This is a genomic window from Stenotrophomonas nitritireducens (genome assembly GCF_001700965.1).
Lineage (GTDB): Bacteria > Pseudomonadota > Gammaproteobacteria > Xanthomonadales > Xanthomonadaceae > Stenotrophomonas > Stenotrophomonas nitritireducens_A.
Genome location: NZ_CP016756.1, coordinates 2313352 through 2335673, shown reverse-complemented (window position 1 = coordinate 2335673; position 22322 = coordinate 2313352). Strand labels below are relative to the sequence as shown.

Genomic DNA, 22322 nt, shown 5'->3' with positions numbered 1-22322 from the left:
CTGCGCTGATGACACTGCAATCGCCGCACCCCGAATTCGTCGGGCGCCAGCGACTGCTGGACGGCATTGATGCCGCCGTGCAGGCCGCCGACACCCACAGCACCGTTACCCAGGTACAACGCGTACTGGAACAGGCCATCAAGGACCCGCAGATCGTGCTGCCCGCCTGCGTGCACGCGCCAGTGCATGACCACTACGCGCGCCGCGAGATCTACCGCAGCCCGCAGCATGGCTACAGCATCATTGCCATGACCTGGGGGCCGGGGCAGGGCACGCCACTGCACGACCACGACGGCCTGTGGTGCGTGGAAGGCGTATGGCAGGGCACGCTGGAGATAACTCCGTACCAGATGCTGGAACGCCAGGGTGAGCGTTACCGGTTCGTTCCGCGTGATTGCCTGCAAGGCAGCAAGGGCAGCGCCGGCAACCTGATTCCTCCGGATGAGTTCCATACGCTGCGCAACAGTGATGAGGACCAGATTGCGATATCGGTGCACGTCTATCAGGGCGTGATGGAACGCAGCCATGTATTCCAGCCGATTGGTGATGCCCCGCACTGGTATGCGCGTGAGTGCAGGGAATTGGGTTTGGACGCGTAATTGGCGCGCAGGGGTTTTGTGGGAGCGGCGTGAGCCGCGAAGCCGGCACGCCTGTAGTGCCGAGCCATGCTCGGCAGAGGCTTTCCCGGTAATGCCACCTGCCGAGCATGGCTCGGCACTACAGTTTTGGGCGGCGCTTTTGGCTTTTGGCTTTTGGCTTTTGCTCCCTTCTCCCCTTGTGGGAGAAGGTGCCCGAAGGGCGGAAGAGGGGAGGCGTGCGGAGCACGCTCGCTTTTGAGCGAATATAAGCAGCGATCTTCGATCGCCTCCCCTCTCCCCAACCCCTCTCCCGCAAGGGGAGAGGGGCTTCAAAGCATCAACGCGTCGGCAACGGCAACCGATTATTAAGCTTCGTCACCTCAGCCCCATCTCCCTCCAGGCCCACCCGCACACTCGCTCCCTCTCGCTTGAAGCCGGCGGGCAAGGCCAGCTCCACTGTCACCGTGCGCGGCACAAGATCCAGCGGCGCTTCCAAGGCAGGCACTGCAACCCGCGCGACTTCACGCCCGCGCGCATCCTCCAGCACCGCATAGCCAGCACCGGTACCCACATGCCCCAGGCTGTGCACGGTCAGCTGCACGCGCTCGCCATCGATCTTCAGATCGCCGCGGCCAATACCCAGATCGGCGCGCGTCTCCACCGGCGTACCCGCTGTCACCAGCTCGAACTCGAATACCTGACTCTGCTTCGGCGCAAACCGCAGCTGCGTGCTCGCGCTCTTCTCAAGCAGCAGCTCACGTACTTCCGCCTTGCCGTCAATCACATCATCACCGTCACGATCCACGCCACTGCGCACCCGCCAGGTACCTGCGGCGATGTTCCAGCCGGTCATCGTCGCGTCCAGTGGCGTGTTGCCCAGGTTGTAGGCGATCACCTTGAAACGCTCGCGCGAGGGCGCATGCACCAGCAACGCAACCTGCTCGGCACCCTCAGGCTGGTCGAATTGCCAGCTGACGGTATGCCCCGGCCAGCTCTGGTTGCGCTTCAAGCCGATACCACCCAGACGCAGGCGCTGCAGGAACTCGCTCGGCGCTTCGACGCGGTCGCTCCACCAGTGGCCTTCGGTGTTCATGTACTCGCGCTGCGCCTTGGCCTGGATGCCATCGGCATGCAGCGCTTCCAGATACTTCTTGTCACCGGTCTGCTGCCAGGCACTGATCGCGGCGAAACCGCTGCCGCCCTTGGCGGCGTCGGCCAGCAACTGCTTGCCCCAATCCTGCTGCCTGCCCAGTACATCGACGTAGTTCTCGCCCAGATTGGACAGCACGCCCGGCCCGCCACGCAGCACGCGGTAGTCCAGCGCCTGCAGGTACTTGGCATCGCCGCTCCAGCGCCACGCGGCCCAGAACGTATGCATCACATCGCCACTGCCCGAGCCCTGGTTCAGCTCGCCACCACGGGTCTTGCCGGTGGCCCAGTTGATCTCGTTGGGCAGGGTGAAGCGGCCCTTGTCGTCTTTGTAAGCGTGGGCAAGATAGCCATCGGCAAGACCGGTGACCAGCTTGCGGCCGGTCGGATCGGCGTTGTACTCGCCGATCAGGAAGGCCGGGTGCAGCGCCGGGAACGAATACGGCTTCTGCCACTGCCAGTTCGGCTCGCGGTAGACCTTGTTGCCGCCAAACCAGTTGCTGGAGAACAGCAGGTTGCCCTGCGGGTTGCGCAGGATGATGCGCTCGTCGAAGGCCTTCACCGTCTCCATCAGGCGCTCGACGGTGAGCGGGTCGCCCCAGTTGAGGTAGAGCATCGCGCTGTTGGCGTTGATGCCTTCCTCGTAAGCGTGCAGTTCGTCGGTCTCGATGGTGCTCAGGCCGTTGGAGAACATGCCGTTCTTGTAAACCGCGTCCGACAGTGCTGTCAGCGAGGTGTTCAGCCGCTCCGGTTCAACGCCCATCAGCGCCAGGCCCGGCCATTGCTGGACCAGGTCCGAGTCATCGGAAATACCGCCGCCGAAATCTCCGTAAGCCACCTGCCGGTTTTCAATCCACCAGTCGACGAAACGACGCACATACTTCAGGTCTTCCACCTGGCGGAACGCCCACAGCGGCACACCCTTGGGCGGCAGTGGCTGCTCAAACGGCGGCTTGCCCTGGCTGTTGTAGCTGATGTAGTTCCAGTACAGACGGCCAAGTTCATGCTCGGGATCAACCCGCAGCAGATCACTCAGATCGGCATAAACGCGCGCGTACAGACGCTGGCGCTTGGAGGTGGTGTGTTCCTCGACCAGGAAGCCCCAGTTGTCACGCACCTGGTTGAAACGATCGGCAACGTGTTGCTTGGTCGCCTCCTTGCGGTCCTTGAAGACAAGCCGCACTTCACCACCATCCAGCGATGCCGCATTGAAGCCCGGTGCCGCCGAGGCCACCGAGATCCACAGGCTGTCGGCGGTAAGGATGCGATCGCGCAGATCCAGCCAGAGCGTGCGTGCTTCGCCCGGCTTCACCGACACCGAGACATCAATCATGTCGCGTGCCGGCCAGATCGGGTCCTTGATGCGGATGTTCAGCGGAATCAGGCCGTCATGCGTGGCCGGTAGATCCAGTGCCGGGATATCGATGGCCACGCCATCGAGGCCATCGTGCATGTTCTCCCAGCTATGCGCCCAGCTGCGGATCAGCGGCTGCGCGGCCGGTGCATCACCCACACCGGACGGAACCAGCACATGCACGATCGGCATCGGCTTGGCCGGCAGGCTGTCGGCGCCGCGCTTGCGCGAGCCCGCACCCTTGGGCAGGGCCATCACCGTGCTGCGCTCGTCCGGCGCGAAGCGACCGTCGATGTAGTCACGCAGGCTTGCGATGTTGATGTAGTCCGGCAGCACGCTGCTGTCGATCTGGTAGCGCTGCTTGACTGTGCCTTCCGGCTCGGCGGTGTCACTGACCTGATAGCCCCAGATTTCCTGGATCGGCGTTTCCTGGGCGGTGTTGAGAAAGTGCAGCGTGCCGCCCACCTGATCGGCAAAGCCGTCAACGCTGCGCACCACGCCTTGCGGACGATTGAACAGGCTGCCTGCCGTGCCTTTCAGCTCACCATAGGCAGCACCGCGGATCTCGATGCGGTTGATGGTTTCGCCGGCCGGCACGGTCAGGTCAAGTTGCTGGCCGCCTTCAACATAGGTGTTCCAGTCCGGCAGCTGCATATAGTCATTGCGACCGGGCAGGCGCGAGCGGTTGTAGACGCCCGGCCAGGTGGTTTCAGCAATGCCGTCGGTGCCTTTCCACATCCACTGCAGCTTGTCCTTGACGTCGGCAAACTCGACCTTGCGGATCGTTGTCGTCGCGCCGCTCAGTGCCGGTGGCGGCGCGCTTTCCCAGCCATAGCGGTGCCACCAGGCACGCTGCGACGCGGTTCCGGTCTCGGCACTGCGTGGGTCGGCATTGCGTGCAAGCGCGGCGACGCCATTGGCATCGAGCATGCGGTCGTAGACGCGGATCTCATCGAAGTCGCTGCCGCGCAGGAAGTTGTAGCGGCTCTGCACCTGGTAGGGCGCCATCACCCGCCCGGCGAGGCCGAACTGGTCCAACGCGGCGTCATAGTCACCGGTAGTCGTCGCCTGCGCAACTTCACGGCCGTCGACGAACAGCTTGACGCCCTTGTCCTCGTCCCAGGCAAAAGCGATGTGCTGCCACTGTTCGGGCGAAGGATTGCTGTCGAGCTTGAACGAGACACGGGTGCGGGCCAGGTTGGCATCGGTGACGAAGGCGTCGAAGCCGTGGCCACTCCAGTCGATGCGCAGCCAGGCCATGTCCCAGCTGCTGTGGTCGGCATAGCCGACGCGGAAGATCACGAACGGGGTTTCGCCCACCACGTAACGCGAGCGCCAGAAGAAGGACAACGTGCCGCGTTCGGCCTGGATATTGCCGGGTGCGTTCCACGACAGCACGCCATCGTCCTGCCACTGGATGGCGCGGCCATGCGCACCGTCGTCGACAAGGCTGACCTTGTCCTGGAAGTTGGGGGTGGCGTCGCCGCGTGCGTTGTCGGCGACGAAACCGTGGTCTGCGGAGACGCGGAACAGCAGTTCAGGCGACTGCGCGAGCGCGCTCAACGGCGCCAACAGCAGGCCCAGCACGCAGGCGAGGTGGGTGGGACGCAACACGGTTTTCTGGTTCATCGTCTAGCTCATTCCAAATCGGTTGACTGCTTTGCTTTAGCCCCTCTCCCTCCGGGAGAGGGGTTGGGGAGAGGGTCGGGCGCATCCGCAATGCAGGATTGCATGGGCTTCGCTCTTGCCCTCATCCAGCCCTTCGGGCCACCTTCTCCCGGAGGGAGAAGGGCCAGGCTTCACGTGCGCTCCGGCATCTTCCGCCCATGCCGCTGCGCCCACTTCGGCCACTCCCGCACCAGCAACTGCTCCGGCCACACGCCATACCAGGCATAACCTACCCGGCGTTCGTTCGGAATATCCGCGAAGCGCGCCACACGCTCGCCCTCGCGGTTGACGAACATCGGCCGTCCCTGTTGCAGATCGTAGAAGCGCGCCCACAGCCGTGCGCCTGCCAAAGGTTCTATAAGCACGTCCTTGCCGCTGGGCTGGTCCGCCGCCTCGACCTTGCGCATCGCCAGGTCCGGCAGCGCATTGGCCTGCAGCCACTGCAGGCCGGCTTCAATGGCTGTCACCGTCTGCGGGCCCGGCTCAGGCTGGCGCATCAGCAGGCGCAGCACGCCTACCGACTCGGATACCGCCAACGATGGCAGCTCGTAGGAGCGCGCCTTGGCCGGTTGCAGGCTGACCTCGTCGTACTGCGCCGCCCAGATGCTCAGGCGGCCGTTCATGCGGATCTGCGTGGCCAGCACATTGCCCAGCCCACGTTGCAAGGCGGCGTTGGCCTTGCCCCGGTAGTCCGCCGGCAAGCCCGCAACCGTAGGTGCGCCTTCGGCGATGTCCTGCAACAGGTCGAGCACGCGGGTCATCGCGTCATCGTTGAAGGTGATCTGATGGCGGTAGAGCGAACGGTCGGGGTAGTACTGCGGCCAGCCACCGTTGGCGTACTGCGCGGCCAGCAGATAGTCCACGCCGCGCTGTGCGGCCTTCAGGTAGGCGCCGTTGCCGGTGTGCTGCCAGGCCTGTAGCAGGTGGCGGATCTCGCGCGTGGTGGCTTTGTTGTCGATGTTGGCATCGTCCAGCCGGTCCGGTGCCTGCAGCGCTGCGCGTTCGCCAGCACTGAATACATGCTGGTAGTCCACCGCCTTGCCCTGGTACTGCTTGGACCAGCCACCGGACGCTGTCTGCAGCAGCAGCATGTTCTCCGCTTCCGGCTCGGTGCGCGGCGCAGCCGCGTGCGCCGCCGGGCATAGCCAGCCCGCGCCCAGCAACAGCGCGGTGGGTAACCATAGATGCCTCATCGCTTCCTCCTGCATGCAGCGCGATGCCAGCGTGCTGGCATCGCGGTTTCACTGCTTTGGCCGTGCCGCTGTGTCATCTCAGAACTTGTAACGTGCGCCGAGGTAGTACTGGCGGCCGGTGACGGTGTAGCGGTCGGCCATCTGCAGGGCCGAGTCCACGTAACGCTGGTCCGGCGTGTCCAGCAGGTTGATCGCCTCGAAGGTCAGCGACAGCTTCTTGCTCAGCTTGTACGACATGTTGAAATCCACATTGCGCACGCTGTCCTTGCCGGTTACATCGGGCGTGGCCAGCTGCTTGCCGTCCAGGTCCCAGACGCTCTCCTGGCTCAGGATTTCGCCGATATAGCCGTCGCGATAGCTGGTGGAAACACGGGCGCTGAACTTGCCATCGTCGTAGTAGAGCGTGGCGTTGTACGAGTTCGGCGACAGGTTGACCAGGTCGTTGTCGGTGAAGGCGGTGGTGATGCTGGTATTGCCGTTGCCGGCCGAGCTGAACATGTATTTGATGCTGGACTCGACATGCGTGTAGTTCAGCTGGATGCCGAACTTGCTCCAGATCCCGGGCAGGAAGGTAAATGGCTGCTGGTAGCTCAGCTCGTAGCCCTTCAACGGGCCGCCCGGGGTGTTGTAGTAGCTCTGCACGTTGAACACGGTGTCGGCGGTGAATCCGGCCGGCAGCAGGTCCAGCGAGTAGCCCATGTCGCCCCAGGTGGTCAGCAGGCGGGTGCGCTGCACGTAGCTGTCGATGTCCTTGTAGAACAACGCCGCCGACAGCAGCCCACCGTCGCCGAAGTACCACTCCGCGCTCAGGTCGTAGTTGGTGGAGCGGAAAGGGTCGAGCTTGGGATTGCCCAGGTTGATCGCGAACACGCGGCCATCGTCGAAGTAGCCGGTCGGGCCACCGCTGACGCTGGGCGACAGGTAAGCCAGGGTCGGGCGGGCCATGGTCTTGGCCGCGCCAAAGCGCAGCACCACGTTCTCGGCCACGTCCCAGGCCAAGTTCAAGGACGGCAGCACGTCCTGGTAGCTGTGGTTGACCACCGAGCGCACCAGCGAGCGCTCACCGGCGGCAGCCGTGGCACTGGCGACACCAAAGAACGATTCGCAGTTGGCCGAATTGTTGCCCGAGGTGGCCGCGTTGCATGGCGCCCAGCCCGAGGCATTGATCTGGGTATTGACCACACGCACGCCGAGGTTGCCACGGAAAGCGCGGTCCCACAGCTCGGTGTTGAAATCCAGCTGCAGATAGCCACCCAGGCTGCGCTCGTTGACCTCGAAGTTGTTGTTGGAGGCGCCGAAGTGGCCGATACCAGCCAGGCGGTAGTCACCGCCCTGCACACCGGTATCGCAGTTGCAGTTGATGTTGAGCAACTCGGCGATCTTGCCGAAGTCCGGAATCAGCCAACCGTTCGGCACATTGCCGGACAGGTTCTTGCCAAAGCCGGTCAGGTTGGTGCTCAGGTCAGCCACGGTCACCCCGGCCGGCAAGGCCTGGGCCAGGCGGCCGTAGCTGATGTGGCGGTATTCCTCCGACTCCATGTCGTAGTCCTTGTAGGCAAGGCCGGTACGCAGGGTGAAGGTCGGATTGATGTTGAACTGCAGGTCGATCTTGGCGGTATCGAAGGCGTTGTTGACGTAGCTGGGGTTCAAGCGCACTTCGCTGATGTTGCTGCCGCGAGCAGTGCCATTGCTGTTCACCGGCACCGCGCCATAACCCAACCACGACCACGCTGCCGGGTCGTTCAGGGCAAACGGCAAGGTCATGTTCGGCATGTCGCCGCCGTTGCGCATGTCCATCACGAAGCCATCGACATTGCTGTTGTCGAAGCTCACCAGCGAGAACACCGGGCGCTCATAGTCCGAGCTGGAGTGGCCGAGCACGGCCTCCATCTTCACCGCGTCGTTGAAGTGGTGCTCAAGATTCAGGCTGTACTGCTGGAAGGTGGTGGATTCCTCGATCAGGCTCGACTCGGTGCGGAAATCGACGTTGTCGAACACGCCGTAGATCAGCCGGTTCTGCGCATCCACCTCGGCCTCGCGCACCACGATCTGGGTCTTGCCGCCGAGGTTGGCGGCGCGGTGCAGGTTGGCACCGATGGAATCTTCGCGCTGCTCCTTGTCCAGTTTGGAGTACATCGCATCGAAGCTGAGCAGAGTGTCATCGGACACCTTGAACTGGAACGCGCCGGTTACGCCCAACCGCTCGATTTCATGCGCGGTGCGGATGTAACGCGGATAACGCGGAATCCAGGCATTGGTCGCGGTCTCGTAGGCGGTGATGTTCTCCGGTGTATTGGCCGGGCGCGGCAGGCCGTTGCCGCAGTGGGTCTTGCTGATGCCGTAGCTGCCCCAGCCGTTGTTGCGGTCCTGGTTGGCTTGGCTGCCGCTGCCGGCGGCGGTTTCATTGGAAGCAGGGTTGCGCGGTGTCTGCGGGTCGTAGCCTGCCGGCGAGCAGAAGCCATAGGTGCCGTTGTTGGCAGCGGTGGACTGGTTCGAATTGCGGTGGTTGCCGTGTTCCCAACGCACCGGGTTGTAACCTTCCTCGTAGACGTTGCGCTTGCTGTACGAGCCGGACAGCAGTGCACCAAAGCGGCCATCGGCCCAGGTGTTGCTTATCAGGCCGGAGAAGCGCGGATCAAATTTCTCCGACAATTCGCCATAACCGGCCTGGGCCGAGGCCGAGGCCTGGAAGCCGGCGAAATCGAACGGTCGCGAGCCGCGCAGATCCACCGTTGAGCCCAGCGAGCCTTCGTCCATCTGCGCCGACTGGGTCTTGTTGACCTTGACCTGGCTGAAGAGCTCGGAGGCAAAGGTATTGAAATCGAAACCACGGCTGCGGTTGACGCCACTGCTGCCGTTGCCGGCGGTGGCCAACGCTTCCAGGCCATTGAGGCGCACGCGGGTGAAATCGGCACCAAGACCACGGATCGAGATGCGCTGGCCTTCGCCACCTTCGCGATCAATCGATACGCCGGCGATGCGCTGCAGCGACTCGGCAAGATTCTGGTCGGGGAATTTGCCGATGTCCTCGGCGAAGATCGCATCCACCTGTTCGGTGGTGTAACGCTTTTCGTCCAGCGATTTCTGCAGGCTCTGGCGGTAGCCGGTGACGTTCACTGCATCAAGCTGGGTGGCCGCGGCGGCCGCGGGTGCGGACTGGGCAAAGGCGAGGGGAGCGGTCAATACCGAAGCAATGGCGGTTGCCATCAAGGTAATCGGTGTCTTTCCAAAACGGCGCTTACGATCCATGCGGTGGGCTCCTTCCCCGGGCGGGGAATCAAGCGGACTGAAAGGGTAAGAGTGATTTCCCTGGCGAGTACTACAGGCTGTGCCAGGCCATTGCGGCCCGGCAGAAACAAGCGGCAGGCCATGGCGTAAGCAGGCCTGCGGGTAGCGAAAGGGCAGGGCCGGATCTGCGGAGAGAATGCGATCCGGTCCCTGCCAAAGTGCTGCTATCAGAACTTGTAACGCAGGCCCAGGGTGAACTGGCGGCCGGTTTCGCTGTATTCCAGCGGCAGCGACACCGACGGGTTGGCCACCCACGATTCCTGCGGTTCGTTGGTCAGGTTGGCGCCTTCCAGGCTGATTTCCAGCTGGTCGCTGATGCGGTAGTGGATGGACGCATCGATGAAGGTGGTGCCGCTCTGGCCATGCACGCCCAGGCCCTTGCTGTCGAAGCCCGCTTCGGTACCCGGTACCTGGATCAGGTAGTCGTCACGATTGGTCGCCGAAACACGGCCCGACCAGCTCTCGCCTTCATAGAACAGGGTGGCGTTCCAGGCATTGCGCGACAGCCCGATCAGGTCGTCCTTCTGCGCCATCACGCCACCGGCGGTGACGTACTGGATCTTCGACTCGACGTAGGTGTAGTTCAGCTGCGTACCGAAGTTGGCCCACTTGCCCGGCAGGAAGGTGAAGGGCTGGGTGTAGTTGAACTCCACACCGGTCAGGTCGCCACCGGGGGTGTTGACCGGGGTGCTGAACACGAACTCGTCAGTGACGCTGGCATTGAGATTGTCGAGCAGGCTCGCCGGCAGGCCGCTGGTCGAGTAGACGCGGCTTTCCTTGGTGGCCTGGATGAAGCTCTCGATGTCCTTGTAGAACAGGCCGACGCCGAGCATTGCGCCTTCGGCGAAATACCACTCAAAACCGAGGTCGGCAGTTTTGGCGCGGATCGGATCCAACGCCGGGTTGCCGCCACTGACCGTACGCGCACTGCCGCTGACGCTGACGGTGACGCCCGGGGTCAGGCTGCCCAGGCCCGGACGCGACATCACCTTGGCGGCGCCGAAGCGGACCAGGAAGTCCGGGGTGATTTCCGCCACCACGTTCAAGGACGGCAGGAAGTCGTTGTACTCACGGCTGACCGTGGTGCTGACCGGCGTGCCGCTGGCCGTGGCGATACCGCTGGAGGTCTGCTTGGTCTTGACGTAGCGCGCACCGATATTGCCGGTGACCGGGATCGAGCCGATGTCGAAACCGAACTTGCCCATCAACCAACCGCCGCGGTCCTGCTCCTGCACGCTGCGGATGCTGGCAGCGTAGTCGGCCAGCGCGTAGATGCCTTCGCCGCTGAGGATGTCGAACTCATTGGCGATGCCGTTGAAATTCGGCACCACCCACTTGCCCGGCGAACCGGACATGCCGTTGAGGCTGGCCAGTTCGGTCATGTTGACCGGCACGATGCGTGTGCCGCCGGCAAAGTTGGGCAGCGAGGTGGCTTCGTTGCCAACGCGACGGCGCTCCATCGAATCGAAGCTGAAGTTCTTGGCCTGCACGCCACCTTCCAGGGTGAGCGACGGGCCCAGCACCCACGAGAACTCCAACTGACCGTTGTCGAAATCGTTGGTGACGTAGTTCTGGCGCAGACGGATGGTGGACAGCGTCCATCCATTGGGATCGGTCGGGTTGACGCCGTAGTTGAAGACCGGCTTGTTCGGGTTGCCACGGTAGTCGTAGCTGTAACCGTCGACGTTGAGCTTGTCCATCATGACGGTGGCCTGGACCGGGTTGTCGTGCTTGGAGCGCGAGGTACCCACCTTGCCGGTGATGGTGAAGTTGTCGGTCAGACGATGCTCACCGTCCAGGCTGACCTGGTAGAACTCGGTGCTCCACTCGTCGTGGCGGTTCTCGGCGCGGATATCGACGTTGTCCATTTCCGCATAGACCAGCGCGCCGTTGCGCACTTCGCCGTTGTTGACGACGATCTGGTTCTTGCCGTCGGCCGACGACTTGCTCAGGCCGTTGGCCTCGATGTACTTCTCATCGCGCTTGGCGTCGATCTTGGAATACAGCGCATCTAGGCTGAAGCTGGTGCGATCACTGGGCTTGAACTGCAGCGCACCGGTCACGCCCAGACGCTTCTGGTCATGCTCCATCAGCGTGTAGCGCGGGAAGCGCGGCGCGTACACATCCGACTTCAAGGCATCCTTGAACGGTGAAGCGGCGTTGAAACCCCCATTGGTGTTGCCACCGGACCAGCGCACGGTGCCGCTGCCTTCTTCAACCGTCTCGCGCTCGGAATAGGCCACCGACAGCAATGCACCGAACTTGCCATCGGCCCAGCTGTTGGCGATCAAACCGGCAAAACGCGGCATCGCCGATTCGGAGGCATCGTTGTACGAGGCCTGCACATTGGTGACGATGGTCAAGCCGTCATAGTCGAACGGGCGCGCGGTGCGCAGGTCGACGGTGGCGCCCAGCGAACCTTCTTCGACATCAGCCGAGGCGGTCTTGCGTGCGATCAGCTGGGTGAACAGGTCGGCGGCGAACACGTTGAAGTCGAAACCGCGGCCGCGGTTGGTGCCGCCCTGGCCATCACTGCTGCCGACGGTGCTCAGCGCTTCCAGGCCGTTGATGCGTACGCGGGTGAAATCCGGGCCCAGGCCACGCACCGAGATGTTGCGGCCTTCGCCGCCATCACGGGTGATCACCACGCCGGGAATACGCTGCAGCGACTCGGCCAGGTTGCTGTCCGGGAACTTGCCGATGTCCTCGGCAACGATGGCGTCGACAATGCCGGCTTCGCCGCGCTTGATGTCCAGCGCCTTCTCCACGCTGGCGCGATAACCGGTGACGGTCACCGCATCCAGTTCGGTGGCGGCGGTGCCGCTGGTGGCCGGCGCAGCTGCATCCTGGGCCATGGCAACACCCGCCTGCAGGGCCAAACTGATCCCCATGGCGAGCAAGGTAACCGGTGTCTTTTTCTGCGTGTTACGTGGATTCATGTGCGTCCCCTCTCCAAGGTTTGCATGCGATGCAGTGGCTCTGGCTTGTGCTTTCTGCCGGATGACACCGCTGGTCAAAACGGAAAGTAGCAGCTGCGTGAAGATGGAGCATCTTGCACTGCAACAGGAGGCAAACAGGGCGAAAACCTTTGTCTGAGGGACATCCGCGGACGGTAACACGGGCAGATAAGGGGACAGCGGCGGGGAAATGACACCGATAGTCAATCAGCCGTGCCATGATGCGCGCCGATCGACAAGGAGACAGGAATGCCAATGATTTCCCCCCGTGTTGTGTGTTTCGGCGAGCTGCTGCTGCGCCTGGGCGCGCCCGGCAACCAGCTGTTGCTGCAGTCGCCCGCGCTGGACGTGCATGCCGGCGGCGCCGAGGCCAATGTCGGCGTGTCGCTCGCGCACTTCGGCCATGAGGTGGCAATGGTCAGCGTGGTGGCTGACAACCCGCTGGGTGCGGCGGTAGCCGGAGAACTGCGCCGCCATGGCGTGGACACCAGCCGCGTGCGCCGCAGTGACGGCCGCATGGGCCTGTACTTCCTCACCACCGGCGCCGGCCACCGCCCCAGCGAAGTGGTCTATGACCGCGCCGATTCGGCCTTTGCCAGCGCCCGCGCCGACAGCTACGACTGGCCGGCACTGCTGCAGGGCGCGCAGTGGCTGCACCTGTCCGGGGTCAGCCCGGCACTGGGCATGGAAGCGGCGCAGGCCACCCTGGCTGCCGCACGCGCGGCCAATGAGCGCGGCATCAAGGTTTCCTTCGACGGCAACTTCCGGCCCAAATTGTGGGAACGCTGGGGCGGCGACGCCAGGGCGATCCTGCGCGACCTGTTTGATTGCGCGCATATCGTGTTTGCCGACTACCGCGACATCGGCGTGGTGCTGGGCGGCGAGTTCAACCAGAGCGAGCCGCAGGCACGCGTGGACGCCGCCGCAGCCATGGCGTTTGCGGCCTTCCCACGCCTGCAGTACATGGCCTGCACGCAGCGCACCGCGCATAGCGTCGGCCACCATTCGCTGGGCGCGATGCTGCTTGGGCGCGATGGCACCCGTGCGCTGGCGCCGGCTGAAGAGCTGACCGATATCGTCGACCGCATCGGCGGCGGCGATGCCTTCGCGGCTGGCGTGCTGCATGGCCTGATCGAGGGCATGGATACTGAAACCACGATCCGTTTCGGGCTGGCCGCAGGCTGCCTGAAGCATTCCATTCCCGGTGATTTCAACCATGTCGGCGTGGCCGACGTCATGGCCCTGATGGGCGAAGGAAAGTTCGATGTCCGGCGCTGATCCGCGCGTACGCGCAGTGCTCAAACTGGCCCCGGTGATTCCGGTGTTCACCCCCGACAACGTCGACGATGCGGTACAGGTAGCGCAGGCCTTGTTCAATGGCGGTTTGCCGGTGATCGAAGTCACCCTGCGCACGCCGGTGGCGATGGAGGCGATCAAGGCCATGGTCGAGGCCGTGCCCGATGCGGTGGTGGGTGCCGGCACCGTGCTGACGCCGGCGCAGATGGAAAAAGTGAAGTCGGTCGGCGGCCGCTTCGCAGTCTCGCCGGGCGCAACCGACACGCTGTATGCGGTGGCACGCGCCACCGACCTGCCGTTCCTGCCCGGCGTTGCCACCTCGTCCGAACTGATGCGCGGGCTGGAGCACGGCCTGGATACGTTCAAGTTCTTCCCGGCGGCGCAGGCCGGCGGCGCGGCGATGTTGTCGGCCTGGAACGGGCCATTCGGTGATGTGCGCTTCTGCCCGACGGGCGGCATCAGCGCACAGAGCGCATCGCAGTTCCTGCACCTGCCGAATGTGCTGTGCGTGGGCGGTTCGTGGTTGACCACGCGTGAGCTGCTGCAGGCGCGTGATTGGAAGGGGATTGAAACCTTGGCGCGTGCTGCGGCGGTGTTGCCGGGGTGATGGGGTTGGGGCTGGCTCTAGATCAAAGTCAAAGTCAAAAGCTAACCCCTCCCCAACCCTCCCCTTGCCTACGGCAAAGGGAGGGGGCTGAAGCTGCAGTCACTCGCGGTCTTGCAGGCCACGCGAACCAACCCTCCCTTTGCCTTCGGCAAAGGGAGGGGGCTGAAGCTGCAGTCGCTCGCGGTCTTGCAGGCCGCGCGAACCACCCCCTCCCTTTCGCGTAGCGAAGGGGAGGGTTGGGGAGGGGTGCCGTCGCTGTTGCTGTTGCTTAGCTCTAGAGCTTCAAGCGCCGATACAAAGTACTGCGATTAACCCCCAACCTTTTCGCCGCCAGGCTGACATTGCCATCGCAGGCCGCCAGCGTCTGCCGCATCACCTCCAAGGCCAGTTCCTGCAGGTTGCCGTCCATCACCGGCGCAGCGGCAACACGCGACGCCAGCCGATGCAGATACTCCGGCAGCAGCTCCCTATCGATCACCGCGCCCGGCTCGGTCAACGCCACCAGGGTGCGCAGGCATGCCGCCAGCTGGCGCAGATTGCCCGGCCAGTCATACGTCACCAACGCAGTCTCTGCCGCCACGCTCAAAGCACGCCCCTGCGCCAGCGGCTGCCACATCGCCTGCAGCAGTTGCGCGCGGTCTTGTGCCTCACGCAGTGGCGCCAGCCGCATCACGTGGTCGGCAATGCGGTAATACAGATCCGAGCGGAAGCGGCCTTCGTCCATTGCCTGCTGCAGATCGCAATGGGTGGCGCAGATCAGCATGAAATCGAGCTTCACCGGCTTGCCGCCGCCCAGCGGCGAGAGTTCTCGATCCTGCAGGACGCGCAGCAGGCGTGGCTGCAAGGCCAGTGGCATGTCGCCGATCTCATCGAGGAACAACACGCCGCCCTGTGCCTGCCGCAGCAGGCCCTGGCTGCCCTGCCGACGGGCACCGGTGAAGGCGCCTTCCTCGTAGCCGAACAGTTCGGCCTCGATCAATCCTTCCGGCAAGGCCGCGCAGTTCACTGCGACGAACGGCTTGCCGCTGCGGCTGCCCTGTGCGTGCAGCGCCCGTGCCGCCACTTCCTTGCCGGTGCCGGTTTCACCCTGCAGCAGGACCGGCAGACCGGCCTCCAGGACACGTCCGGCTCGCAGCAGCTGCTCACGTTGGCTGGCATCGAAGACCACCGTGGGCGCAGCCACCACCACTGGCAGTGGCCGTTCCATGGGCTGCGCGGCGTTTACGGTGCGTGAGCGGTTTTTCGGTGTTGGCGCGTCCAGCTGGCCATGCAGCACGCGGCCGCTGCGGTCCTGCAGCAGGCCGTCGTCGCGCATCCGACCCAATGGCGCATCGAACAGCGCTTCGTAGGAGGCGCGGCCGATGTCGCCACGCTCCAGCCCGAACAATCGCAGCCCAACGCCATTTGCGGCGACCAGGCGGCCATTGCGGAAGCCCAGCAACGCTTCGCCGGCCGTGCCCAGCAGGGTGCGATCGTGGTGCAGGCGCAGCAGCTCGCACTCGGCCAGACCATTCTCAAAGAAACGATGCTCGATGCGGTTGGCGGCCAGCTGCGCCAAGCCGATCGCATGCAGCTGCTGCACGCTGGCCGGCCCGCTGATGTCGAGCACACCGGCCAACTGCCCGTGCGGATCGTGGATGGGCATGGCCGAACAACTGAGGATGCCGTGCGGTGCGAAGTAGTGTTCGCCACCGCGCACTTCCACCGCGCGGCCTTCAACGATGGCGGTGCCGATGGCATTGGTGCCCACCGCCGATTCGCTCCAGCACACACCCGGCATCAAGGCCACGCGCCCGGCCTTGTCGAGAAAGCCAGCGCTGCCTTCGGCGTTGAGGATCCAGCCACGCTCGTCGGTCAGCAGCACGATGCTGCCGGTGCTGGCGGGGTGTGCGGCCAGCCCGTCCAGTTCGGCGCGGGCCAAGCGCCACAGCCGCTCATGGCGTTCGCGCAGCTCGCGCAGGTTGTGGCCGGGCAGGGGCTCCAAGGCGGGTTCGGCATCCACCAGCAAGCCGCTGCGCTGGCAGCGCCGCCAGGACTGCAGGATGGTGTCGGGCACGGTGCCCACGGGCGTGGTGCCGCGCTCGAAGAACGAGCGGCGGGCGTTGCCCACGCGGTGTTGCAGTGCCAGTGCCATGAGCGCTCCTGTGTCGCATTTTGCGACAGCTGTTCAAACCACTGTCCCGATTAACAGCACAGCCGGGCGGGCGCTGCAATCACTGGCCGTTTCGCAGCGCAACAAAATCCGCGCGCCGGCCCGGCCGGCGTTGCCTTTGCGGGCTGCCGCGCTGCAGCAGGCGGAACCTGGCATCACTCTTGCGCCTGTTACCGGTACCGCCACACACGCGGCCACACACCGCCGAACCGGAGATCACGCAATGAACGCAGTCCTGTCCGCCAAACCGCACGCCACCGATCCGCAATCGCTGTTCAAATCCCGCTATGGCAACTACATCGGCGGCCAATGGGTGGCCCCGCGCAGTGGCCAGTATTTCGACAACCTCACCCCGATCACCGGCAAGATGTTCACCCAGGTGGCGCGTTCCAACGCCGAGGACGTGGAGCTGGCGCTGGATGCCGCGCACGCCGCCAAGAACGCCTGGGGCAAGCGCTCCACCACCGAGCGCGCCAACATCCTCAACCGCATTGCCGACCGCATAGAGGAAAATCTCGAACTGATCGCCCATGCCGAAACCTGGGACAACGGCAAGCCGATCCGCGAGACGCTCAACGCTGACGTACCGTTGATGGCCGACCACTTCCGCTATTTCGCCGGTGCCCTGCGCGCGCAGGAAGGCAGCCTGTCGCAGATCGACAACGACACCGTGGCCTATCACTTCCACGAGCCGCTGGGCGTGGTCGGGCAGATCATCCCGTGGAACTTCCCGCTGCTGATGGCGGCATGGAAGCTGGCGCCGGCACTGGCCGCTGGCAACTGCGTGGTGCTGAAGCCAGCCGAGCAGACGCCGGCCTCGATCCTGGTGCTGATGGAAGTAATTGGCGACCTGCTGCCGCCGGGCGTGCTCAACATCGTCAACGGCTTCGGCCTGGAAGCCGGCAAGCCGCTGGCCAGCAGCCCGCGTATTTCCAAGATCGCCTTCACCGGCGAAACCAGCACTGGCCGGCTGATCATGCAGTACGCCAGCCAGAACCTGATCCCGGTGACGCTGGAGCTGGGCGGCAAATCGCCGAACATCTTCTTCGCCGACGTGATGGCCGAGGACGATGATTTCCTCGACAAGGCGGTGGAAGGTTTCGTGATGTTCGCCTTCAACCAGGGCGAGGTCTGCACCTGCCCGTCGCGCGTGTTGATCCAGGAATCGATCTACGAAAAGTTCATGGAGCGTGCCCTGGCGCGGGTGGCGGCGATCAAGCAGGGCAATCCGCTGGACCCCAACACCATGGTCGGCGCGCAGGCCTCGCGGGAGCAGCTGAAGAAGATCCTGGCCTATATCGAAATAGGCAGGGCCGAGGGCGCCGAGGTGCTGATCGGCGGCAGACAGAACCAGCTCGATGGCGACCTGGCCGATGGCTTCTACGTCAAGCCGACGGTGTTCAAGGGCCACAACAAGATGCGTGTGTTCCAGGAGGAAATCTTCGGGCCGGTGGTGTCGGTGACCACCTTCAAGACCGAAGAAGAAGCGCTGGAAATCGCCAATGACACGCTCTACGGCCTCGGCGCCGGGCTGTGGAGCCGCGATGCTTCACGCCTGTACCGCATGGGCCGTGCGATACAGGCCGGGCGGGTGTGGACCAACTGTTATCACGCCTATCCGGCCCATGCCGCATTCGGCGGCTACAAGCAGTCGGGCATCGGCCGTGAGAACCACAAGATGATGCTCGACCACTACCAGCAGACCAAGAACCTGCTGGTCAGCTATTCGCCGAAAAAGCTCGGCTTTTTCTGAACCGAAACCAGATCGCGCCCGCGCTGGCTGGCCGGCGTGATCTGGATCAAGGCGCCGGGCCTGGCTTGGCGCCAAGCTGGACTTATCCCCACAAAGGAGATCGATTGATGGACAAGACGATGAAAGCCGCCGTGGTCCGCGAATTCGGCAAGCCGCTGGTGATCGAAGAAGTCACCGTGCCGCGCCCGGCCGCAGGCGACATCCTGGTCAAGATCGAGGCCTGTGGCGTCTGCCACACCGACCTGCACGCCGCCGAAGGCGACTGGCCGGTAAAGCCCAATCCCCCCTTCATTCCCGGCCACGAGGGCGTAGGCCATGTGGTCGCGGTGGGCGAGGGCGTCACCCACATCAAGGAAGGCGACCGCGTCGGCATTCCATGGCTGTACTCGGCCTGCGGTTACTGCGAGCACTGCCTGGGCGGCTGGGAAACCCTGTGCGAGGCGCAGCAGAACAGCGGCTATTCGGTGAACGGTGGGTTCGCCGAGTACGCCCTGGCCAACGCCAACTACGTCGGCCACCTGCCCAAGGAAGTGGGCTTCGTCGAGATCGCACCTATCCTCTGCGCCGGTGTCACCGTCTACAAGGGCCTGAAGGTCACCGACACTAAGCCCGGTGACTGGGTGGCGATTTCCGGCATCGGTGGCCTCGGCCACATGGCGGTGCAGTACGCCAAGGCGATGGGCCTGAACGTGGCCGCGGTGGATATCGATGACGGCAAGCTGGCGCTGGCCAAGCGCCTGGGTGCCAGCATCACCGTCAACGCCCGCAACACCGATCCGGCGGCCTTCCTGAAGAAGGAAATCGGTGGCGCGCATGGTGCCCTGGTCACCGCGGTCTCGCCGAAGGCCTTTGAACAGGCCTTGGGCATGGTGCGGCGTGGCGGCACGGTGTCCTTGAACGGCCTGCCGCCGGGCGACTTCCCGCTGGACATCTTCGGCATGGTGCTCAACGGCATCACCGTACGCGGCTCGATCGTCGGCACCCGCCTGGACCTGCAGGAATCGCTGCAGTTCGCCGCCGAAGGCAAGGTCGCCGCCACGGTGAGCACCGACAAGCTGGAGAACATCAACGACGTCTTCAAGCGCATGCACGAAGGCGCGATTGAAGGCCGTGTGGTGTTGGACTTCAACGCCTGACCGCAACCGGCCAGCACACCCGCACCTCCCCCGGGGTGTGCTGGCTGGATTGCTTTTGAGGGTTTTTTGTTTTGGCTTTTGGCTTTGGCTCTTGGCTTTGGCTCTTGGCTCTGGCTTTTTGCTCTGGCTTTTTGCTCTGGCTTTTTGCTTTGGCTTTTGCTGTTGATCTTCTCCTCTCCCCTTGCGGGAGAGGATGCCGAAGGCAGGAGAGGGGAGCGGCGAAGCCGCAAGCGCTCAAGCACCTTCAGATTGCAGACCCATCGGCAAGCAAAAATTCCCAGCTTCGCGGCTTACGCCGCTCCTACAAACAAGCTGGATGCCGAAGCGTGCGGCGAAGCCGCAAGCGCTCATGCACCTTCAGATTGCATAGCCATCGGTAAGCAAACATTGCCAGCTTCGCGGCTTATGCCACTCCCACAAACACCTCACCTAGCGCACGTGCACCGCGGCCACCGGCATGCGATCCAGTGCCAGCCATGCGTCTTCAACCAGGTCACGCACCTGTTCCCAGCGCAGCCGTGAGCCGCCGCGCGCCTGCTCCCAGTGCTCGGCAAGCTCGCCGTCGGTATCGACGTTGCCTCGCGGCCAGTCCGCCGCATGAGTGGTCAGGGCGAAAGCATAGGCCGGTTGCAGATCAAGCCAGCCGCGTGCACCGCGCCGTCGCCGCGCATAGTCAGCCAAGCTGTACTGCACGAAATCCTGCGCCACTTCGTCGGCCGCATGTTGGCTGCGCCTGACCCGGCCACGCCGCATCAGCTTGGGATCAGCACCAAACAACGTGGGTGCTAGCGGATGCTCAACTCGATCGGGGCGGTACATGGCACAACCCTCCCTGTTGGGCGGTCACAGATACGCCGGTGGCCGTTAGCTAGGGGTGAGCGGGGTGTTTAGAGGGTTGTGGGGTGGGTGGCGCAAGGGCAAAAACAAGGGCAGGAGCAAAAGCACCCCTCCCCAACCCTCCCCTTCGCTACGCGAAAGGGAGGGAGCTGATCGCGCACGCTCAGCTTGCGGTGAGGCTGATCACCGCGCCCATTGCCACTGCAGACCGACGGTGAAACTCCGATCCGGCCCCGGCTCGTAATAACGCTGGTTGCCGTCATTGACGATCACCGAGCCGATGTAGCGCTGGTCCAGCAGGTTGTCCACACGGGCAAACGCACGCAGCGGCCCCCGCAGCGTGGCCCATTGCCGCGCCATTTCCAGATTGACCAAGCCGTAACCCGGCGCATTGGCAGTGCCCAGGTCGTTGACCCCGATATCACTGGCGGCGACCAGCTCCACCGCCCATTGCCACGGCCCCGGCTGCCACTGCCAGCGCGCAAACAGCTGCTGCCGCGGCACCCCCGGCAGACGCGTTCCGGTCGCCACTTCGTTCGCAGGCTGATTGCAGGGCGAGGGCAGGCCGGTGCAGGTCAGGTAGGCCTGACGCACCTCGGCCTGCAGCCAGGTATAGGCCAACTGCAATTGCTGATCGGCACCGATCGGCTGCTGCCAGCTCAGCTCCGCGCCCTGGCGACGGGTGGCACCGATGTTGCGGTAGCTGCTGCGGCCGCCACTGTTGGTCGCCACCGCCAGTTCATCGTCGCTGTCGGCGCGGAACAGCGCCAGCTCCAGCCGCGCACCGCTTTGCGCCCGCCATTTGCTGCCGATCTCGTAATTGCGCGTGCGGCCTGCGGCCAGATCCAGGGCCAGGCCGGCCGCGCCATCGGCGCGGTAGCCCAGTTCGTTGAAGGTTGGTGTTTCAAAGCCACGCCCGGCCGAGGCGTAGAAGCGCAGGTCGTCGCTGGCACGGAACACCAGGCCCGCCACCGGTGTGGTTGCCGCGTAATCGCGGCTGCCGCTGTCATCGGGATTGCCGGCGGTGATGTAGTGATCGCGCGAGCGGAACTGCACCTGGCTGTGGCGCGCACCCAGCAGCGCCGACCAGCGTGGGCTGAACTGCCACCAAGCCTGCGCGAACTGGTCCACGTTCTGCACCCGGTCCTGCTGATCGCGGCGCAGCCGGCCCTTGATGCCCAAGGTGCTGCCGACGAAATTCTCGTAACCGCTGCGGTGTTGTTGTTGGCGGTCGGCATTTGCGCCGATCACCAGTTCCAGGGGTTTGCCAGCCAATTGCCCGTGCAGGGCCCAGCGCGCGTCCAGGCCGCCGTAATCGCTGTCCAGGTCGATCACCCCGCCCGAATGCAGCGGACTGTTCTGCGGCCCCGGCGGAATCGCCAGGAACTGTTCCACCGCACGCTGGCCGGCATAGCCCATCAGCCGCCAGGTCTGCGCGCCACGCTCGGCGCTGTAGACCGCGCCCGCCTGGTTCTGCCGCACCGATTTGCGGGTGTTGTACTGAGCGGCGACCGCCGTGGCCTGACGCGGGTTGTCGCGTACCTGCTCGCGGCTCAAGCCCAGCGGATCCTGTGCATGTGGCGCATCAAAGCCGTTGAACAGCAGCTCCAGCCGCTGGCCGGGCCCCAGCTCGAAGCCCAGACGCGCATTCACCGATTCCCGCCGCGCGGCGCTGTGCGCGCGCCAGCCATCGGTACGGAAGTGGTTGGCCGCCACGTTGTAGTGCATTGCGCCGGCCAGGCCCTTGAGCTGTACGCCGGTGCTGGAACTGTTGTTGCTGCCATAGCTGCTGCGCAGCCGCCATGGATCGCCCTGCTCGCCGTCCGCGCTCCACAACTGCAGCACGCCACCGGAGGAGTTGCCGTACAGCGCCGAGAACGGCCCACGCAGCACTTCCACCCGCTCCGCGCCAAACACGTTGAAGTGCGAGAGCTGGCCCTGGCCATCGGGCATGGTGGCCGGCACCCCGTCCACCAGCAGCCGCACGCCGCGCACGCCGAAGGTGGAACGCGCGCCAAAGCCACGCAGTGACAGCTGGGTGTCCTGTGCATAATTCTGCCGGTCACGCGCCAGCAGGCCGGGCACCGCGCCCAGCACTTCGGAAAGCTGCGCGCCGCGGCCATTGCCGTCGGTATCCACGCCCAGCGTGGTGGTGGACGCCGGCAGGTCGAAATCGTCCACCGCGTGGACCTTGGCCGCCTGTACCTGGACCCGGTCCAGGGTGGTGGTGGGCAACTCCCCGGCCTGCGCCGGCAGCCCCAGCAACAGCCCACAAAACACAAAAAACCGATTACATGTCCGCATCCGGCCATCATCCCCGATCCGAGGTGACAGTGACATCGTCCCTGCGCTGA

Annotated in this window: 12 protein-coding genes; 5 read left to right on the top strand and 7 right to left on the bottom strand. The window is 64.4% G+C overall.

Translation table 11 applies throughout. The features are described 5' to 3' along the window. Positions 1-8 precede the first annotated feature (8 nt). Complete coding sequence (locus BCV67_RS09840) at positions 9-599, top strand: cysteine dioxygenase family protein (protein WP_082746656.1); 591 nt, start codon at positions 9-11, stop codon at positions 597-599. 316 nt (positions 600-915) lie between these two features. Here BCV67_RS09840 and BCV67_RS09835 read toward each other — a convergent pair whose 3' ends face one another. From BCV67_RS09835 to BCV67_RS09820, 4 genes are all read right to left on the bottom strand, one after another. Then, the gene (locus tag BCV67_RS09835) at positions 916-4710 is read right to left on the bottom strand and encodes a LamG-like jellyroll fold domain-containing protein (RefSeq protein ID WP_082746657.1); all 3795 of its coding nucleotides are present in this window, start codon (positions 4708-4710) and stop codon (positions 916-918) included. A 170-nt stretch (positions 4711-4880) separates the two neighbouring features. Beyond that, on the bottom strand, positions 4881-5942 hold the full coding sequence (gene pelA, locus BCV67_RS09830) for a pectate lyase (protein WP_231732413.1): 1062 nt from the start codon (positions 5940-5942) through the stop codon (positions 4881-4883). A gap of 78 nt (positions 5943-6020) precedes the next feature. Continuing rightward, on the bottom strand, positions 6021-9149 hold the full coding sequence (locus tag BCV67_RS09825) for a TonB-dependent receptor (protein ID WP_062171968.1): 3129 nt from the start codon (positions 9147-9149) through the stop codon (positions 6021-6023). Positions 9150-9397: 248 nt separating this feature from the next. Continuing rightward, entirely contained in the window at positions 9398-12169 is a 2772-nt protein-coding gene (locus BCV67_RS09820; RefSeq protein WP_062170805.1) for a TonB-dependent receptor, read from the bottom strand. Positions 12170-12442: 273 nt separating this feature from the next. Here BCV67_RS09820 and BCV67_RS09815 point away from each other — a divergent pair, with 273 nt between their 5' ends. Next, on the top strand, positions 12443-13465 hold the full coding sequence (locus BCV67_RS09815; protein WP_062170806.1) for a sugar kinase: 1023 nt from the start codon (positions 12443-12445) through the stop codon (positions 13463-13465). Further along, complete coding sequence (gene eda / locus BCV67_RS09810; RefSeq protein WP_062170809.1) at positions 13452-14090, top strand: bifunctional 4-hydroxy-2-oxoglutarate aldolase/2-dehydro-3-deoxy-phosphogluconate aldolase; 639 nt, start codon at positions 13452-13454, stop codon at positions 14088-14090. Before BCV67_RS09815 ends, eda begins: the two co-directional genes overlap by 14 nt. Positions 14091-14364: 274 nt before the next feature. On the opposite strand, the gene BCV67_RS09805 is transcribed toward eda, so the two are convergent. After that, positions 14365-16224 (bottom strand): sigma-54-dependent Fis family transcriptional regulator, encoded by a 1860-nt coding sequence (locus BCV67_RS09805; RefSeq protein ID WP_062170810.1) that lies wholly within the window; start codon positions 16222-16224, stop codon positions 14365-14367. 241 nt (positions 16225-16465) lie between these two features. Here BCV67_RS09805 and adh point away from each other — a divergent pair, with 241 nt between their 5' ends. Together adh and adhP are read left to right on the top strand one after the other, a co-directional pair. Then, positions 16466-17995 (top strand): aldehyde dehydrogenase, encoded by a 1530-nt coding sequence (adh, locus tag BCV67_RS09800; RefSeq protein WP_062170812.1) that lies wholly within the window; start codon positions 16466-16468, stop codon positions 17993-17995. Between the two features lie 107 nt (positions 17996-18102). Beyond that, the gene (adhP, locus tag BCV67_RS09795; protein WP_062170814.1) at positions 18103-19131 is read left to right on the top strand and encodes an alcohol dehydrogenase AdhP; all 1029 of its coding nucleotides are present in this window, start codon (positions 18103-18105) and stop codon (positions 19129-19131) included. Positions 19132-19560: 429 nt separating this feature from the next. Here adhP and BCV67_RS09790 read toward each other — a convergent pair whose 3' ends face one another. Together BCV67_RS09790 and BCV67_RS09785 are read right to left on the bottom strand one after the other, a co-directional pair. Then, on the bottom strand, positions 19561-19884 hold the full coding sequence (locus tag BCV67_RS09790; protein ID WP_062171971.1) for a hypothetical protein: 324 nt from the start codon (positions 19882-19884) through the stop codon (positions 19561-19563). A 267-nt stretch (positions 19885-20151) separates the two neighbouring features. Further along, on the bottom strand, positions 20152-22272 hold the full coding sequence (locus BCV67_RS09785; RefSeq protein WP_082746658.1) for a TonB-dependent receptor: 2121 nt from the start codon (positions 22270-22272) through the stop codon (positions 20152-20154). Positions 22273-22322: the final 50 nt, after the last annotated feature.

Bases quoted from the DNA above. Each gene is read 5' to 3' on its own strand.
- BCV67_RS09815 (WP_062170806.1), top strand. From the start codon at position 12,443: ATGATTTCCCCCCGTGTTGTGTGTTTCGGCGAGCTGCTGCTGCGCCTG.
- BCV67_RS09805 (WP_062170810.1), bottom strand. From the start codon at position 16,224: ATGGCACTGGCACTGCAACACCGCGTGGGCAACGCCCGCCGCTCGTTC.
- BCV67_RS09825 (WP_062171968.1), bottom strand. From the start codon at position 9,149: ATGGCAACCGCCATTGCTTCGGTATTGACCGCTCCCCTCGCCTTTGCC.
- pelA (WP_231732413.1), bottom strand. From the start codon at position 5,942: ATGAGGCATCTATGGTTACCCACCGCGCTGTTGCTGGGCGCGGGCTGG.
- eda (WP_062170809.1), top strand. From the start codon at position 13,452: ATGTCCGGCGCTGATCCGCGCGTACGCGCAGTGCTCAAACTGGCCCCG.
- BCV67_RS09820 (WP_062170805.1), bottom strand. From the start codon at position 12,169: ATGAATCCACGTAACACGCAGAAAAAGACACCGGTTACCTTGCTCGCC.
- adh (WP_062170812.1), top strand. From the start codon at position 16,466: ATGAACGCAGTCCTGTCCGCCAAACCGCACGCCACCGATCCGCAATCG.
- BCV67_RS09835 (WP_082746657.1), bottom strand. From the start codon at position 4,710: ATGAACCAGAAAACCGTGTTGCGTCCCACCCACCTCGCCTGCGTGCTG.
- adhP (WP_062170814.1), top strand. From the start codon at position 18,103: ATGGACAAGACGATGAAAGCCGCCGTGGTCCGCGAATTCGGCAAGCCG.
- BCV67_RS09785 (WP_082746658.1), bottom strand. From the start codon at position 22,272: ATGCGGACATGTAATCGGTTTTTTGTGTTTTGTGGGCTGTTGCTGGGG.
- BCV67_RS09840 (WP_082746656.1), top strand. From the start codon at position 9: ATGACACTGCAATCGCCGCACCCCGAATTCGTCGGGCGCCAGCGACTG.
- BCV67_RS09790 (WP_062171971.1), bottom strand. From the start codon at position 19,884: ATGCGGCGTGGCCGGGTCAGGCGCAGCCAACATGCGGCCGACGAAGTG.